The sequence below is a fragment of the Sphingosinicella ginsenosidimutans genome, assembly GCF_007995055.1.
GTDB classification, from domain to species: Bacteria; Pseudomonadota; Alphaproteobacteria; order Sphingomonadales; family Sphingomonadaceae; genus Allosphingosinicella; species Allosphingosinicella ginsenosidimutans.
In genome coordinates this window covers 1,208,107-1,223,404 of the sequence record NZ_VOQQ01000001.1, presented here as the reverse complement: position 1 = coordinate 1,223,404, position 15,298 = coordinate 1,208,107, and the positions used below count along the sequence as shown (strand labels likewise).

Genomic DNA, 15,298 nt, shown 5'->3' with positions numbered 1-15,298 from the left:
AGACTTAGCGGATGGAGGACTGCCGCCTGAGGTCGCGGGCGCGGGTGAGGATGATCTCCTCGAGCCGCTGGACGGTGGCGGCGGCGACCGGCGCCTCCACCCACTGGCCGTTGCTCATCGTCTGGCGCGCGGCGGTGACGCGAAGCGCGTCGGCGCGAAGGTCGCGATCGAGGATCGTCGCGGTCACCTTCACCCGCTCGTTCGGATTATTGGGATTGGAATACCAGTCGGTCGAAATGACCCCGCCGTTCGAATCGCTCTGGGCGATCGGCGCGAAGGACAGGGTGTCGAGCGCGGCGCGCCACAGATAGGCGTTGACGCCGATCGTGGTGACCTGGCGCGCGGCCTCGTCGGCCTGCGCGGTGGCATGGCGCGAATGGCGGCTGGGATGGAAGGTCCGGCCCAAGTCGTTGCTGATCGCCTGGCACCCGCCAAGCGAAGCGGCCGCCACGACAATCCCCAGAATGTGAACGCGCGCCATCAAATGATCCTTGGAAATTTCGCCCTTCGAAGGCGTCGTTATAGAGAGGCGGGCGCGTCCGGCAAGCGCTCTGTTGGCGCCTCCCGAAGGGCAGGCTTCGGCGGGCTGTGGGAAAGATGCAACAGGCTGAACCGATTCAGGATCGGCACGACCGCGGAGTCGCTAGGCAAGATACCGGACTCATACTACATGCCATGTCATCGGGAGTCGCATGTTGAAGAAGGCTCGGACCAATGCGTTGATCGGGGGCGGGACGCTGATTGCGGCCGCGCTTCTGCTCGCGCCCGCGCTGGCGGCGACCGGCGTCACCCGCGCCGCGCCTCGGGCCGCTGCGCTGAACGGCCTTGCGGTCTCCACCGATTTCACGCCCGCCGTCACCGATCCGCGTCTTGCGGCGGCGCTTGCCCGGCGCGGCATGAACGTCAACGACATCCGCTTCACGCCGTCGAGCTCGGTCAACCAGCGGCTGCGCGCCGGCAATCGCGTGTCGCTGCGGCTGCATGATGCCGCGCCGACCGATCCGATTCGCGCGCCGGTGGCGGCGACCGTCACGTCGTCGCCGACGATCACGCCCAGCAACTACAATCTCGGCCTCTCGGTCGGCTGGCGGCGCTTCGCGGTGTCGGGCGACATCGCCGAATCCGACAATACGGGCATCGTTCCTGGCCGGCGGGAAGCGGCGCAGGTCGGGGTCAGCTATCGCGCCAATCGCCGGCTGACCGGCCGGGTCGCCGTCGCCGCCGAGCGGAACGAAGGCACGCAGCGGCTGGTCGCGGTCGACGAATCCTATTCGCTCGATGCCGGCGCGGCCTTCTCGATCACGCGCCATGTCGATCTGACGGCTGGCGCGCGCTATCGCATCGCTCGCGACCGGATCGATCCGCTGTCCCGCGATGCCCGCCGCGACAGCCAGACCGTCTATATCGGAACCGCCTTCCACTTCTGATCGCCCGAGCGGTCGAGCCAGGCGTCGATCCCCGCCCAGCCATAAGCGCCGCGCGCCATCAATTCCGCGCCGCGCGCCTCGTTCATTCCGCCGAGCGCGACGACGGGGAGCGACGTGGCGGCGGCAAGCGTCGCGAAGCCGTCCACGCCGATCGGGCGGGCCCCGGCATGAGAGCGGGTCGCGAAGACCGGCGAGAGGAAGACCAGCGCCGCCGCCGCGGCCTCGGCCTGCCGCAGTTCGGCCAGATCATGCGCCGGCGCGGTCCGCAGCCCTTCGCCCGGCCCGCGGCCGTGGCTGCCGTCGGCGCCCCACAGGCGGGCGGTTTCGGCCGGCCCCGCAAGCAGCAGAAGCTGGCCGCGCCGGCAGGCCCGCGCCCGCACCGTCTCGAACAACGCCCGCCGCTCCGCCTCGCCGAGGCGGTAATGGCGAAAGACGATGCCGCTCCCGGCGGGAAGCCTGTCCAGCGCGGCCGGGAGGCCATCGCCCATCCGTTCGTCCGTCATCATCCACCGGCGGGGCAAGGGCTGGAAGGCGGGCATCGCCCTTCCTATAGCAGCCGCCATGATCGACGCATCAGCCAGCGAACGCATCGAAGCCGTCCGCGCCGCAATCGCCGGCGCCGCGAAGATCGCCGGGCGCCAGCCCGCGGCGGTGACGCTGGTCGCGGTCTCGAAAACCCAGCCGGTCGAGGCGATCGTCCCGCTCATCGCGGCCGGCCAGCGCGACTTCGGCGAAAACCGGGTGCAGGAAGCGCGGGATAAGTGGCCTGCGCTCAAGGCGGCCCATCCCGGCCTTCGCCTGCACCTCGTCGGCCAGCTTCAATCGAACAAGGCGGAGGAGGCCGTCCGCCTGTTCGATGCGATCCACTCGCTCGATCGCGAGTCGCTGGTCGCTGCGCTCGGCAGGGCGATGGCGAAGACCGGCCGGCGGCCCGATTGCTTCGTGCAGGTCAATATCGGCGAGGAGCCGCAGAAAGGCGGCTGCGCGATCGCGGAGCTTCCCGCCCTCCTCGATCGCTGCCGGGAGGCGGAAATCCCGGTCGCCGGGCTGATGTGCATTCCGCCGGCCGAAGTCGAAGCGGCACCCTATTTCGCGCTGCTTGCGAAGCTCGCGCGCCGCCATGACGTCACCGGGCTCAGCATGGGCATGTCCGCCGATTACGAGAGTGCGGTGATGCTCGGCGCCACCCATGTCCGCGTCGGCACCGCCCTGTTCGGGATCCGCCGATGAGGTTCGACGCGCTGATCTTCGATTTCGACGGCGTCCTTATCGAAAGCGAATATGCCGGCAACAAGCAGATCGCCGATTTCCTGACCGCGATCGGCCATCCCACGACCGTCGCCGAATCCATGCACAATTTCATGGGCCTGGCCGGGCGTGACTTCCACGATGCGATCGCCCGCTGGATCGGCGGGCCGATTCCCGAAAGTTTTCACGAGGCCCGGGCCAGGGAGGACGCCCGTGCGCTCGCCGAGGGGCTCGAGGAGGTGGCCGGCGCCATCGCCTTCGTTCGCGCCCTGCCGCCGACCCTGCCCAAGGCGATCGCCTCATCGAGTTCGGTCCGCTGGATCGCCACCCATCTCGCCCATCTCGGGCTCGACGATGCGTTCGGCGACATGATCTTCTCGGGCCGCGAGCATGTCGCCAACGGCAAGCCGGCGCCCGATCTCTATCTCCATGCCGCCGCGGCGCTTGGCGTGCCGATCGAGCGCTGCGCCATCATCGAGGATTCTCCGGTCGGAGTCACCGGCGCGCTCGCCAGCGGCGCCACCGTGATCGGCCTCGTCGCCGGCCGCCATTGCCTCGATGGCCATGAGGATCGGCTGCGCGCGCTCGGGGTCACCCAGGTCGCGCACGATTTCGACGAGGTCGCCGCCTTGCTCGCCTAGAGCTGGTGGCCGCTGCGATCGCGCTTCGTGTCGAGATAGCGCTGATTATAGGCGTTCGCGCCGACCTTCAGCGGCACGCGCTCCACCACCTCGATCCCCTGCGCCTCGAGCGCCGCGACCTTGCGCGGATTGTTGGTGAGGAGCCTGATCCTGGTGCGCGGCAGCTTCTCGAGCATCCGCGCCGCCACGGTGAAGTCGCGCTCGTCATCGGCGAAGCCGAGCCGGACATTGGCGTCGACCGTGTCGAACCCCTGGTCCTGCAGCGCATAGGCGCGCATCTTGTTGACCAGGCCGATGCCCCGCCCCTCCTGCCGAAGATAGAGCAGGATTCCCCAGCCCGATCCGGCAATCTGTGCCAGCGCCGCCGCGAGCTGCGGCCCGCAATCGCATTTCAGGCTGCCGAGCGCGTCGCCGGTCAGGCATTCGGAATGGATTCGCACCAGCGGTGCGCTGTCGTCGGGCGTGCCGAGGATCAGCGCGACATGCTCGTCCGTGTCTCCATCGGCGCGAAAGGCGACGATCTCGGCCTCCTCCGCAAAGCGCGTCGGCAGCCTGGCGCGCGAGACGATCCTGAGATCGGCGCCCGCGCCGAACGCCATGACGTCATCCGCGAAAATGCGGGCCTCCGCCGGCCCGTCGCGCCGCGCGAACAGCGCCGGCAGAAGGCCTGCGAGCCGGGCCAGCTTCAGCGCGGCTCTCGACGCCCCGCCCGGCGGCAGCGGCTCGGCCTGGAACGGGCCCTTCAATGGCGTCGAAAGATCGAGCGCCGGATCGGCGATCGCGGTCGCCATGTCGAAGTCGATCCACGGCGCGCGCCGGATCATCACCGGCTCGGCGGGCTGGGCATCGCGCTGGTTGGTGAGCTTCAGCGTCGCGGCGCGGTTGCCGGAGATCAGGAGATCGGCCGGCGCGCCTTCGTCGAACTCGGCGAGGCCGCCGGCATCGGCGGTCTCGATCGCGAGGAACGACCAGCCGTCGATCGCCACCGGCCAGCCGCGCCGCATGGCGTCGATCGCGCGGGCGACGTCCCGCGCCCCGCTCAAAACGCGAATTCCGTCACGATGGGGACATGGTCCGAAGGGCGCGTCCAGTTGCGGCACGGCTCGTGCACCTTGTGCGCGACGGCCTGCGCCGCGACGTCCTTCGTCGCCCACATATGGTCGAGCCGCCGCCCGCGGTCATTCTTCGTCCAGTCGGGCGAACGGTAGCTCCACCAGGTGTGCAGCCGCTTCGGCGCCGGATGGAAATGGCGGCCAAGATCGACCCACTCGTTGCTGTCCTGCAGCCGCGTCAGCGCCGCGACCTCGATCGGGGTATGGCTGACGACGTTGATCAGCTGCTTGTGGCTCCACACGTCGCATTCGAGCGGCGCGACGTTGAAGTCGCCAAGGATGATCGTCGGTTGGTCGAGGCCTTCCGACCAGCGCGTCATCCGCTCGATGAAGTCGAGCTTCTGGCCGAACTTCGGATTGACCTCACGGTCGGGAATGTCGCCGCCGGCCGGGACGTAGACATTTTCGAGCCGCACCCCGCAATCGAGCCGGACGCCGACATGGCGCGCCTCGCCGTTCGCCTGCCAGTCGAAGCGGTCGTCGTCGCGCATCGGCACCTTGCTGGCGATGGCGACGCCATGGTGCATCGGCTGGCCGCAGATCTTGAGGTGGTTGTAGCCGAGCCGGCGGAACAGGCCTTCGGGAAATTCGGTGTCGCGCACCTTCGTCTCCTGCAGGCACAGGATGTCCGGCGCTTCCTCGACGAGGAATTTCTCGACGATCTCGACGCGGGCGCGGATCGAATTGATGTTCCAGGAGGCGATCTTGAGGTTCGGCATGAACGGCGATGTAGCGACCCGGCGGCGGCTTCGCCACCCGAACGCGAAGGGCCCCCGCTCCGGGGGCGTGGAGCGAGGGCCCACCAAGCGTTGTTACGCGAGGTCAATTGCTTGGACGAGGCCGGGCAACAGGGGGAAAACCCGGGCGCGCCATCCGCGCAATTGCGAAGGCCAATTTAGGACCCGCGACCTGTCGCGCCGATGAACGGCCCGTTCAGCCCCGGTAAGGTCAGCCGCGCGGGCCCGCGCGCCGCGCCGGCTCGCGGAAGGCGAAGGCGCCGTCGGCGACCGGCACGTTGAAGCGCTGGCCGGACAGGCGCACCGTCGTCAGGTTGCTCTGCGCGTCGATCAGGTTCCAGCCCTGGAGGACGAGTCCGGCAGGCGCGCCCGCCACCTTCGCGAAGGCGAGCGTGATCGTGCCATATTCGCGTCGCCTCGGGTCGCGCGCCTCGATCATCAGCACCTGATCGTCGTCGCGCGTCACCCGGGCGAAGCGGGCGAGGTCCTGGTCCGGATTGAGCAGCACCGACAGCGGCGAATCGCCGATCGGCCAGCGCTGGTGCTGCCCGACGTCATAGTCGATGAAATGGAGCGCGCGCCCGTCGGCGACGACGAGCATGTTGGCGCTGCGGCCGTAATCGAAGCGGATCCGCCCGGGCCGCTTCAGCGTCAGCGTCCCCGACAGCGTGCGGCCGCCGCGCCCGGTCTGCGTGAAGCTCGCGGTCATCGTCTGGATCGCGCGCAGATGCGCCTGCACCTGGGCGAGGCCCGACGGCTGCGCGAGTGCGGGCGCCGGGACGGTGGCGATGCCCAGCGCAAGCGGCGCGAACGCAAGGGCAAGAGCGCTGAGGCGCTTCATCATCATCCTTTCGAAACTCGATCGCCGCGGCCATGCGGTCGCGGCCTTTAATGGCGGGTGAACCTGAAACCCGGCACGCCGGAGATTGATCCGAAAGCGATCGAATCAGATCGGCCGCCCGTCCGTGTCGACCAGCACTTCGCGGCGGCCGACATGGTCGGGGGCGCTGACGACGCCTTCCTTCTCCATCCGCTCGATCAGCCGCGCCGCGCTGTTGTATCCGACCCGAAGCTGCCGCTGGAGATAGGAGGTGGAGGCCTTCTGGCTCTCCGCGACGACCTGGACGGCCTTGCGGAACATCTGCGTCTCGGCGTCGTCCTCGCCGGTCGGCTGGCCCTCGAACGTATAGCCGCCGTCCTCGGGCTCCTCGGTCACGGCCATCACGTAATCGGGGGTTCCCTGGCTCTTCCAATGCTCGGCGACGGCGCGCACCTCTTCGTCGGAGACGAAGGGGCCGTGGACGCGGGCGATCTGCTTGCCGCCGGGCATGTAGAGCATGTCGCCCTTGCCGAGCAGCTGCTCCGCGCCCTGTTCGCCAAGGATGGTGCGCGAATCGATCTTCGATGTGACCGCGAAGCTGATCCGGGTCGGCAGGTTCGCCTTGATGACGCCGGTGATGACGTCGACCGACGGGCGCTGCGTCGCCATGATGAGGTGGATTCCGGCCGCGCGCGCCTTCTGCGCGAGCCGCTGGATCAGGAACTCGACCTCCTTGCCGGCGGTCATCATCAGGTCGGCGAGCTCGTCCACCACCACCACGATCTGCGGCAGGATGTCGTAGTCGAGCATCTCCATCTCATATTGCGGCTGGCCGCTTTCCGGATCGTAGCCGGTCTGGACGCGCCGCCCGAGCGTCTGGCCCTTCATCTTGGCCTCGCGCACCTTGGCATTGAAGCTGGAGAGCTGGCGCACCCCGAGCGAGGCCATCATCCGGTAACGGTCCTCCATCTGCTCGACGGTCCATTTGAGCGCGCGGATCGCCTTTGGCGGCTCGGTGACGACGGGGGCGAGCAGGTGCGGGATGCCGTCATAGACGCTCAGCTCCAGCATCTTGGGATCGATCAGGATCATTTTGCACTGCTCGGGCGTCAGCCGGTAGAGCAGCGACAGGATCATCGCGTTGAGGCCGACCGACTTGCCCGATCCGGTGGTGCCGGCGACGAGCAGGTGGGGCATCGGCGCGAGATCGGCGACGACAGGGTCGCCGGCGATATTCTTGCCGAGGATGATCGGCAGCGAGGCGACCTGTTCTTCGAAGGCCGGGCTCGCCACCAGCTCGGAAAAGCTCACCGTCTCGCGCTTGGCGTTGGGCAGTTCGATGCCGATCACGCTGCGCCCTGGAATCGTCGCGACGCGCGCCGAAAGCGCCGACATGTTGCGGGCGATGTCGTCGGCAAGCTGGATGACGCGGCTCGCCTTGATGCCGCTCGCCGGCTCCAGCTCGTACATGGTAACGACCGGGCCGGGCCTGACCTCGACGATCTCGCCCTTCACCGAGAAATCGTCGAGCACGCTCTCCAGCAGGCGGGCATTGCGCTCCAGCGCGGCCTTGTCGAGCTGCACATTCGTCTGTTTGGGCGCCGGGTTGAGCAGGTCGATCGACGGCAGCGTGTAGCTGTCGCCGAGCGCGAGCGAGGGTTGACGCTCGCGCAGCGGCCGGCGCGCGCCCTCGGCCGGACGGGTGCGATCGGCGATCACCGGGCTGCGGCTCTCCTGCGGCGGCGTGACCACCGCCCGTGCCGGGCGTGCGGGGGACTCCGGCTCCTCGGGCGCGCTGCTGACCTCGCGTCCGCTCGGCACCGGCAGGCGGCGTGAGGCGATCCAGCGGCGCTCCTCGACGGTAAGGCCGAGCCCGATGAGGCACAAGGCGAGCCCGCCCGCGGTCGCAAGCGCCATCAGCGCGACCCGGAACGGCTGGACGATCGCCGGATTGCCGATCGCCGAGAGTCCCCATTGCGCGAGATCGGCCAGCGCCAGTCCGATCGCGCCGCCCCAGCCGGCCGGCAGCCCGACGACGGCGCCGCCGACGAGCAGCCCGGCCGCCGTCCCGATCAGGACGATGCCGATGATCGTCAGCACCAGCGAGCGGATCCAGCGTCCCGGCTCGGCGCTGCGGGCGATCCTGAGGCCGAACAGGAACAGCAAGGGCAGGACGAGGCCGATCGGCGGGCCGAACAGCATGAGCAGCGCATCCGCGCCCCAGGCGCCGACCGGCCCGAGCCAGTTGCGAGTCGGATCGCCGGCCGCCGTGTTCAGCGAGGCGTCGCTCGGATGGTAGCTGACCAGCGCGGCGAGCGCGAGCAGCGCGCCGATGCTCAGCATGCCGCCAAGCGTGGCGTCGCGCACGCGCCGCGCCGCCCGGCTGGAGCGCTCCTTCAACCGGGCGATCCGTCCGCCGCCGCTCTTTTGCGCCGTCACCGTCGCCATTTGCGTGCCCCAAATGTTCCCGCTTCGCCCTATTGCGCCCGCCCGGACTCCCGGGTCAAGCGCTTGGCGGCCCCCATGCGGCCCGCTACAGGGGGCAAATGCGGCGAAGCGACGTCATCATCCTCGGCGGCGGTCTCGTCGGTCTCAGCCTCGCGATCGCGCTCGGCCGTCACGGGCTTGCGGTCGCCGTGGTCGATCCGGCCCGGCCCGAAACGCAGCTCGCACCCGCTTATGACGGCCGCGCGACCGCGGTGTCCTCGTCCTCGTGGAAGATGCTTCAGGCAATCGGCGTCGGCGCGCGGCTGGACGGCCAGGGCGCGCCGATCCGCGCGATCCGCGTCAGCGACGGCCTCCGGCCTGGCGGCATCGTCTTCGACCCGCCCGAAGGCGACGATCCCCTCGGCATGATGTTCGAGAATCGCCTGCTTCGGCAGGCGCTGCGCGAATCGGCGCTGGCCGAGCCGGCGGTCGCCCTGCACATGCCGGCGCGCGCGTCGGAGGTCGTGCGCGAGCCCGCCGGGACGCGGGTCGTGCTGGCCGATGGCGAGACGCTCGCCGCGCCCCTCATCGTCGGCGCGGAAGGGCGCGCTTCTCCGATGCGCGAGGCCGCGGGCATCGCCATGGCGCGCTGGCGTTACGATCATGTCGCGATCGTCGCCACGATCACGCACGAGAGGCCGCATGAGGAAACGGCCTACGAGATTTTCTATCCCGCGGGCCCCTTCGCGATCCTGCCGATGCGCGCCGGCGCCGATGGCCGGCCGCGTTCTGCGATCGTCTGGTCGGTGAAGGCCAAGGACGGCCCGGCGACGCTCGCGCTTCCCGATCGCGCGCTTGCGCACGAAATCGAAAAGCGGATGGATGGCTTTCTGGGGCCGGTCACGCTTGCCGGCCCGCGCTTCTCCTACCCGCTCGGCTTCCATCATGCCGCGCGCATCACCGATATCCGCCTCGCCCTGGTCGGCGATGCCGCCCACGGCATCCATCCGATCGCCGGCCAGGGCCTCAATCTCGGCTTCCGCGACGCCGCCGCTCTGGCCGAAGTGCTCGTTGAGGGCGCGCGGCTCGGCATGGACCTCGGCGATGCCCAGCTCCTCGCCCGCTATGAACGCTGGCGCAGCCTCGATACGTTCATGGTCGCGCTCGCCACCGACGGGCTCACCCGACTCTATGGCGTGCCGGGTCGCGCCGCCTCCGCCGTCCGCCGCTTCGGCATGGCGGCGGTGGAGCGGATCGGCCCGGTCAAGGATCGGCTGATGGCCGAAGCGCGCGGCGAATCGGGCGATCTGCCCTTATTGCTGCGCGGCCTCTCCATCTAGGGGCGCGGCCTCCTCGACCAGCAGGCAGGGCACGCCGCCGCGCACCGGAAAGGCGAGGCCCGCGCCGTCCGACACCAGCACGTCGCGCGCCGGCACGTAGCGGAGCGGCCCGCGCGTCACCGGGCAGACCAGAACCTCAAGCAGCTTCGGATCGAGGCTCATCGGCCGCTCACTGAAGCGTCTGCGGCCCGTCGGCGCCGCCCGGGGCCATGCGCTGGAACTGCATGAACTGGACGAGCAGGTCGGCGCGCTCGTCGAGCGTGCGCGCCTCGAGCAGGGCCTGTTTCGAGCCCACGTCGAGCGGCGCGATCTGGCAGATTCCGTTGACGAGCTGCTCATCGTCGAGGCGCGACACCGCGTCCCAATCCACCATGTAGCCGAGCGAATCGGCATAAGCCCGCGATTCGCGCTCGATCTCCGCGCGCGCCGCGAGGCCGAGCACCTCGTCATCCGGCTCGGCATAATCGCCGCGATCGGCCTCGACCTGGCGATACAGGGTCGTCACCGGCAACTCGCGCAGGATGCGAAAGCGGCCGAGCCCGCGCAGCACGATATTGTAGCGCCCGTCCTTCAGCTTGTCGCACTCGGCGATGTGGCCGAGGCAGCCGATCGCGAACAGGCCGGGCGGATCGCGCGCGTCCCTTGGCTGGACCATGCCGATCAGCCGTTCGCCCGCCATCGCATCGGTGATCATGTCGCGGTAACGCGGCTCGAAAATGTGCAGCGGCAGCTGGCTGCGTGGAAAGAGCAGGGCGCCCGCGAGCGGGAAGACCGGAATGGTCTGGCCCCGTTCGGCCATCAGCCGAACAGGATTTCGGACAGCCGCCGGCGCTGCGCCGCGGCCCACGGATCCTCGAGTCCCACCGCCTCCAGCATCTGGAGAAAGCGGGTGCGCGCGGCGCCGTCATTCCAGTCCCGGTCACGGCGGACGATCTCGAGCAGCTGATCCGCCGCCGCATCGCGCGCGCCGCTCGCGACGAGCGCGCCCGCCAGTTCGTAGCGCGCCTCGAAATCCTCGGGATTCGCGGCGATCCGCGTCTCGAGCGGCCCGGTGTCCGCGGCCGGCGCGGCGGTCGCCAGCGCAAGCGCCGAACGGGCGCGATGCACCGCCGGATCCTTGGCCGCCTCTTCGGGGAGCGCATCGAGGAGCGCGGTCGCCTGCGCCGAATCGCCCGTCGCCGCCAGCGCGCGCGCCAGGCCGGCGACCGCGACCGGATGGTCCGGCGCCATCTCGACGATCTGGCGGAAGATGTTCGCGGCGCGCTCGGCGTCGCCGTCCGCCAGCACCTCTTCACCCATCGCGATCAGCGGCTCGATCTGCGCCTCGAGCTGCTGCGCCTCGCCCTGCACCGGCAGCTGCGACAGCAGGTGGTCGATCTGCCGCTTGAGCTCGCCTTCGGTGCGCGCCTGCGAAAGATCGGCGATCGGCTGGCCCTGGAAGATCGCATAGACGGTCGGGATCGATTGGATGCGGAACTGGGCGGCGATGAATTTCTCCGCGTCGACGTCGATCTTGACCAGCGAGACGCCCTTGTCCGCATAATCGGCGGCGACCTTCTCGATCACCGGCGACAGCTGCTTGCACGGGCCACACCATTCGGCCCAGAAATCGACGATGACGAGCCGCGTCATGCTCGGTTCGAGCACGTCGGCGCGGAAGCGGTCGATCGCTTCGCGGTCCGCGGCGCTCGGAATGGTGGCCATCACTTCGCTCCTGACATGTGTCGCGCCATATGTGCCGCCTGGCGCCGCGCGCCAAGCCCCCACGCGCACAACCCGCCGTTAACCATGAGCGGGATAGACGGCGCCATGGTCGCTCCCGCCGCCTCCTCGCTGCCGCGCCCGGCCTGGGCGGCCGTCGCCGCGCTCGCCTTCGTCGGCCTGTGGCTTCGAATCGCGGCGGCGCATGGCGGGCTGTGGACCGACGAGGCCTGGTCGATGGCCTATGCGATCGAGGCGCGCGACGCGATCGGGGTCTTCCTGCGGATCAATCACGACAACAATCATCACCTCAACACGCTTTGGCTCCAGTTCGTCGGGCCGAACGCCGATCCGGTCCTGGCGCGCGCCTTGTCGATCGCCGCCGGAACGCTCGCGGTGCCGGTGGCCGCGGTGATCGGCGCGCGGCGCGGCGGCGTTGTCGCCGCGATCGCCTCGGCCGCCGCCTTCGCCGTCGCGCCGATCATGGTGGTCTATGGCTCGGAGGCGCGCGGCTATGGCCTGCTCATCCTCGCCATGCCGCTGGCGATTCTCCTCGTCGATCGCTGGCTCGACGATCCGGCCGCCCGGCCGCCGGCGTTCGCGCTCGCGCTCGTGACGATCTTCGGGCTTCTCTCACACCTCACCATGATCGTCGCCATCGCCTTGCTCGCCTTGTGGACCTATGTCGCGCTGCGGCCTCGGTCGGGGCCGCGCGGCGCCGCGATCGCGACGCTGCGGCTGTGGCTGCCGGCCTTCGGCGTGGCGCTTGTCCTGCTCGCCTTCATCGTGATTGCCGCGCTGGCCAGCGCCACAGGGCCACGGATCGGCGGCCATGTGCCCTTCACGCTCGCGGGGCTCGGCGAAGCGCTGGGCCTGCTCACCGCATTCACGCTGGGGCCAGCTTTCGTGCCCGCCTGGATCGGGCCGGTGCTCGTCGGGCTCGGCGTCCTTGCGCTGGACCAGCTCGGCGGTCTCGGCCCGCGCCGATACTTCTATCTGGTCACGATCCTCCTGCTGCCCGCGCTGGTCGCGCTGGTGCGGCCGGGCAATGCCGAATTCGCCCGTTATTTCCTGGTCGTGGCGATCGGCCTCTTGCTGCTGGCCGCCGATCTCGCCGCGCGCGGCTGGGCAAAGGGCGGCATCGTGCGCGCGGCGTCCGCGCTCCTTCTGGCGGCGATGCTGGCGACCGGGCTGTGGCGCGACGCGGCGGCGATCGACATGCGGCGCGGCGATCCGGACGACGCGATTCGGGCGATGGCCGCGCGCGCGCCGGACGGCGCCCGCGTCCAGCTCGTCGTCGAGCGCCAGACGGCCGTCTATCGTCTGTCGGCGGCGCGGCTCCGTTACCCGCTCCTCATCGCGCGGGGATGCGCTCCGGCGGATTTCTGGCTCGTTCCGCTCGAACGGCCGACGCCGGATCGGCGGCTGCGCGACGGCTGCGGCCGGCCATGGATCCTCGTTGGCGCGCGCCGCGTCACCGGCCTCTCCGGCGACTCCTGGGCGCTCTATGCGCCACAAGCCTTGCAAAGATCGCAAGCGCCTGTTAGCGGGCCGCCTCCGATCGGGTGAATCGCCATCCGATCCGTCCGAGCGGGCGTAGCTCAGGGGTAGAGCACAACCTTGCCAAGGTTGGGGTCGAGGGTTCGAATCCCTTCGCCCGCTCCAGATTTCTCACCGGGAATCGTCGCGAAGGGCCGCCGTGAGGCGGCCCTTCGCTCTACTGCGCGGGCGTTGGCGTCGCCGGCCGCGGTGCGCCCTCGTGGTAGCGGTGGAACCATTCCAGGATCGCATTGGCCTTGGCGCCGCTCTGCGACGGGCGCGCGGCGAGGCCGCCATGGCTCGCGCCGGGCACCCGCACCAGGGTGGTCGGCACGCCGCGAAGCTGAAGCGCGGTGTAGAGCTGCTCGGCCTCGCTCGGCGGGGTGCGGTGATCCTCGGTGCCGACGACGACCAGGGTCGGCGTCTGGATGTTGCCGGCGAGGCTGAGGGGCGATCGCGCCCAATAGCCCTGCGGGTCCTCCCAAGGATAATGGCCGAACCAGTAGCGCGAGAAGAAGGGCGTGAAATCCGACGTCAGGACGAAGCTCGCCCAGTCGATCACCGGCTTCTGCGAGGCCGCGGCGCGGAACCGGTTGGTCTTGCCGACGATCCAGGCGGTGAGCACGCCGCCGCCGGAGCCGCCGGTAACGTAGAGATGATCGGGATCGGCGAATCCCTGTGCGATCGCCGCATCGACCGCGCTCATCAGGTCGTCATAATCCTGGCCCGGATAGGCATGGTGGATGAGATTGGCGAACTCGGCGCCATAGGAGGTCGATCCGCGCGGATTGGTGGACAGGACCACATAGCCGGCGGCGGCATAAAGCTGGTCGTCGGTCGAGAAGGACGGGCCATAGGCCGAGAACGGCCCGCCGTGGATTTCGAGGATCAGCGGATAGCGGCGTCCCGCCACATAATCGGGCGGAAGCGTCAGCCAGGCATCGATCGGCCGCTGGTCGACCGATGAGGCGACGTCGATGTGGCGCACCTCGCCGAGCCGCCGCGCGGCGAACAGCTCGCTGTTCAGCGAAGTCAGCCGCCGCACATTGCCGCCGCGCACCACCGCCACGTCGGGCGGCCGGTTGCCGTCGCCGGCGGAGATCGCGACCGTGCCGTCGCGCGCGACGCTGAAGCTGCCGCCGGTATAGGGTCGGTCGAACTCGGTCCCTGTGAGGCCCGTCGCGACATCGCGAATCGATCCGTCGAGACCGACGCGGGCGACCTTGGTGCGGCCGCGATCGTCATATTGGACGTAGATGGATCGTCCGTCCGCCGCCCAGACGGGGTTGGAGACGCTGCGATCGAGCGAGGCGGTGAGCGCCCGGGCGCCCGAACCGTCCGCGTTCATCACATAGAGCAGGTTGTTCTCATAGGACCGCTCGTGATCGTCATAGCCGGTATAGGCGATCAGCCGGCCGTCGGGGGAGGCCGCGGGCTCGCCGTCCGGGCCGTTGCGGCTGGTCAGCGGGGTGATCCGCGAGGTCGCGACGTCGAGCGCATAGACCTCGCTGTTGGCGGCGTCGCGCTGCCAGTTTTCGTGGCGGTTGGCGCTGAACAGGATGGTGCGCCCGTCCGGCGTCCACGACAGCGGGCCGCCGTCATTATAGGGCCCGTAGCTGATCTGGCGCGGCGCGCCGCCATCGGCGGAAACGACGAAAATCTGATCGTAGCCGGCATGGAGATAGCCGCCGCCGTCGAATCGATAGACGACCGTGTCGATCACCTGGAGGTCATCGGCCCAGCGGGCGCCCTCGGGCCGGGGCTGCGGCGCGCCGAGCCGCGGCGCATCGTCGGGGACGAACATCGAATAGGCGATCTGGCGTCCGTCGGGCGACCAGGCGATTGCGCTCGGCGCTTCGGGCAGGCCGGTGATCCGCGCGGTTTCGCCATTGGCCATCCAGCGGACATAAAGCTGCGGCTGGCCCCCCTCGGGCGTGGCCACATAAGCGAGGCGGTCGCCGGTCGGGGACCAGCGCGGCTGGCTCGCCGTGCCGGGGCCGGCGGCGATCGGCACCTGTCGCCCGCTCTGCGTGTCGACCAGCCAGATCGTCGGCCGGTATCGGTCGGTCATGATGTCGCCCGAATGGCGGACATAGGCGATCCACCGCCCGTCGGGGCTGATCTCCGGATCGCCCGCGGCCTCCAGGTCGAACAGGTCGCGCGTCGTGAAACGCGTGTCGGGGCCGGTGGCGGGCGCCGCGGCCAGACTCGCCGGCCAGGCCAGCGCAAGCGCGCAGGCCAGGATTGCTTTCTTCATGATTGCGCCTCCCCGTTTTCGATCACGTTTTGAGGATCATAAGCCCCGG

15 protein-coding genes and 1 tRNA gene are annotated in these 15,298 nt (G+C 69.7%); 6 read left to right on the top strand and 10 right to left on the bottom strand.

Annotation, left to right across the window (positions count from 1 at the left end):
- Positions 1 to 4: 4 nt before the first annotated feature.
- Positions 5 to 481, bottom strand: coding sequence for a DUF3576 domain-containing protein (locus FRZ32_RS06095; protein WP_147042681.1), 477 nt, complete (start codon positions 479 to 481; stop codon positions 5 to 7).
- Between the two features lie 211 nt (positions 482 to 692).
- On the opposite strand from FRZ32_RS06095, the gene FRZ32_RS06090 reads away from it, so the two are divergent.
- Entirely contained in the window at positions 693 to 1,427 is a 735-nt protein-coding gene (locus FRZ32_RS06090; protein WP_147042680.1) for a hypothetical protein, read from the top strand.
- Here FRZ32_RS06090 and FRZ32_RS06085 read toward each other — a convergent pair.
- Positions 1,400 to 1,966, bottom strand: coding sequence for a thiamine phosphate synthase (locus FRZ32_RS06085; protein WP_243445206.1), 567 nt, complete (start codon positions 1,964 to 1,966; stop codon positions 1,400 to 1,402). The genes FRZ32_RS06090 and FRZ32_RS06085 overlap by 28 nt on opposite strands.
- Before the next feature lie 22 nt (positions 1,967 to 1,988).
- Between FRZ32_RS06085 and FRZ32_RS06080 the strand changes: the two genes are divergently transcribed.
- Together FRZ32_RS06080 and FRZ32_RS06075 are read left to right on the top strand one after the other, a co-directional pair.
- Positions 1,989 to 2,657: a YggS family pyridoxal phosphate-dependent enzyme gene (locus FRZ32_RS06080; protein WP_147042679.1), complete on the top strand. Its 669-nt coding sequence runs from the start codon at positions 1,989 to 1,991 to the stop codon at positions 2,655 to 2,657.
- Positions 2,654 to 3,316 carry an HAD family hydrolase gene (locus tag FRZ32_RS06075; protein WP_147042678.1) on the top strand — a complete coding sequence of 221 codons (663 nt, stop codon included), beginning with the start codon at positions 2,654 to 2,656 and terminating at the stop codon, positions 3,314 to 3,316. Before FRZ32_RS06080 ends, FRZ32_RS06075 begins: the two co-directional genes overlap by 4 nt.
- Here FRZ32_RS06075 and ribA read toward each other — a convergent pair.
- The 4 genes from ribA to FRZ32_RS06055 all read right to left on the bottom strand — a co-directional run bounded on the left by ribA (position 3,313) and on the right by FRZ32_RS06055 (position 8,433).
- A complete protein-coding gene (gene ribA, locus FRZ32_RS06070) occupies positions 3,313 to 4,320 on the bottom strand; it encodes a GTP cyclohydrolase II (RefSeq protein WP_147044352.1) in 1,008 nt (335 codons plus the stop codon). The two genes, FRZ32_RS06075 and ribA, sit on opposite strands and share 4 nt — an antisense overlap.
- 35 nt (positions 4,321 to 4,355) lie before the next feature.
- Positions 4,356 to 5,147: an exodeoxyribonuclease III gene (locus FRZ32_RS06065; protein ID WP_147042677.1), complete on the bottom strand. Its 792-nt coding sequence runs from the start codon at positions 5,145 to 5,147 to the stop codon at positions 4,356 to 4,358.
- Between the two features lie 229 nt (positions 5,148 to 5,376).
- Complete coding sequence (locus tag FRZ32_RS06060; RefSeq protein ID WP_147042676.1) at positions 5,377 to 6,006, bottom strand: LolA family protein; 630 nt, start codon at positions 6,004 to 6,006, stop codon at positions 5,377 to 5,379.
- A 105-nt stretch (positions 6,007 to 6,111) separates the two neighbouring features.
- The gene (locus FRZ32_RS06055; protein WP_147042675.1) at positions 6,112 to 8,433 is read right to left on the bottom strand and encodes a DNA translocase FtsK; all 2,322 of its coding nucleotides are present in this window, start codon (positions 8,431 to 8,433) and stop codon (positions 6,112 to 6,114) included.
- Positions 8,434 to 8,531: 98 nt separating this feature from the next.
- On the opposite strand from FRZ32_RS06055, the gene FRZ32_RS06050 reads away from it, so the two are divergent.
- Positions 8,532 to 9,752, top strand: a complete 1,221-nt coding sequence (locus tag FRZ32_RS06050; RefSeq protein ID WP_147042674.1) for a UbiH/UbiF/VisC/COQ6 family ubiquinone biosynthesis hydroxylase — start codon at positions 8,532 to 8,534, stop codon at positions 9,750 to 9,752.
- On the opposite strand, the gene FRZ32_RS06045 is transcribed toward FRZ32_RS06050, so the two are convergent.
- Genes FRZ32_RS06045 through FRZ32_RS06035 form a run of 3 tightly spaced genes read right to left on the bottom strand, consistent with a single transcriptional unit; the run spans position 9,726 to position 11,456 of the window.
- A complete protein-coding gene (locus tag FRZ32_RS06045) occupies positions 9,726 to 9,914 on the bottom strand; it encodes a Trm112 family protein (RefSeq protein ID WP_147042673.1) in 189 nt (62 codons plus the stop codon). The genes FRZ32_RS06050 and FRZ32_RS06045 overlap by 27 nt on opposite strands.
- Before the next feature lie 7 nt (positions 9,915 to 9,921).
- Positions 9,922 to 10,551: an LON peptidase substrate-binding domain-containing protein gene (locus tag FRZ32_RS06040; RefSeq protein ID WP_147042672.1), complete on the bottom strand. Its 630-nt coding sequence runs from the start codon at positions 10,549 to 10,551 to the stop codon at positions 9,922 to 9,924.
- Positions 10,551 to 11,456, bottom strand: a complete 906-nt coding sequence (locus FRZ32_RS06035) for a tetratricopeptide repeat protein (RefSeq protein WP_147042671.1) — start codon at positions 11,454 to 11,456, stop codon at positions 10,551 to 10,553. Before FRZ32_RS06035 ends, FRZ32_RS06040 begins: the two co-directional genes overlap by 1 nt.
- Before the next feature lie 105 nt (positions 11,457 to 11,561).
- On the opposite strand from FRZ32_RS06035, the gene FRZ32_RS06030 reads away from it, so the two are divergent.
- On the top strand, positions 11,562 to 13,022 hold the full coding sequence (locus FRZ32_RS06030) for a hypothetical protein (RefSeq protein WP_147042670.1): 1,461 nt from the start codon (positions 11,562 to 11,564) through the stop codon (positions 13,020 to 13,022).
- Between the two features lie 21 nt (positions 13,023 to 13,043).
- Positions 13,044 to 13,118, top strand: a tRNA-Gly gene (locus FRZ32_RS06025).
- Between the two features lie 52 nt (positions 13,119 to 13,170).
- Here the strand turns inward: FRZ32_RS06025 and FRZ32_RS06020 are convergent.
- Positions 13,171 to 15,249: an alpha/beta hydrolase family protein gene (locus FRZ32_RS06020; protein WP_147042669.1), complete on the bottom strand. Its 2,079-nt coding sequence runs from the start codon at positions 15,247 to 15,249 to the stop codon at positions 13,171 to 13,173.
- Positions 15,250 to 15,298 lie beyond the last annotated feature (49 nt).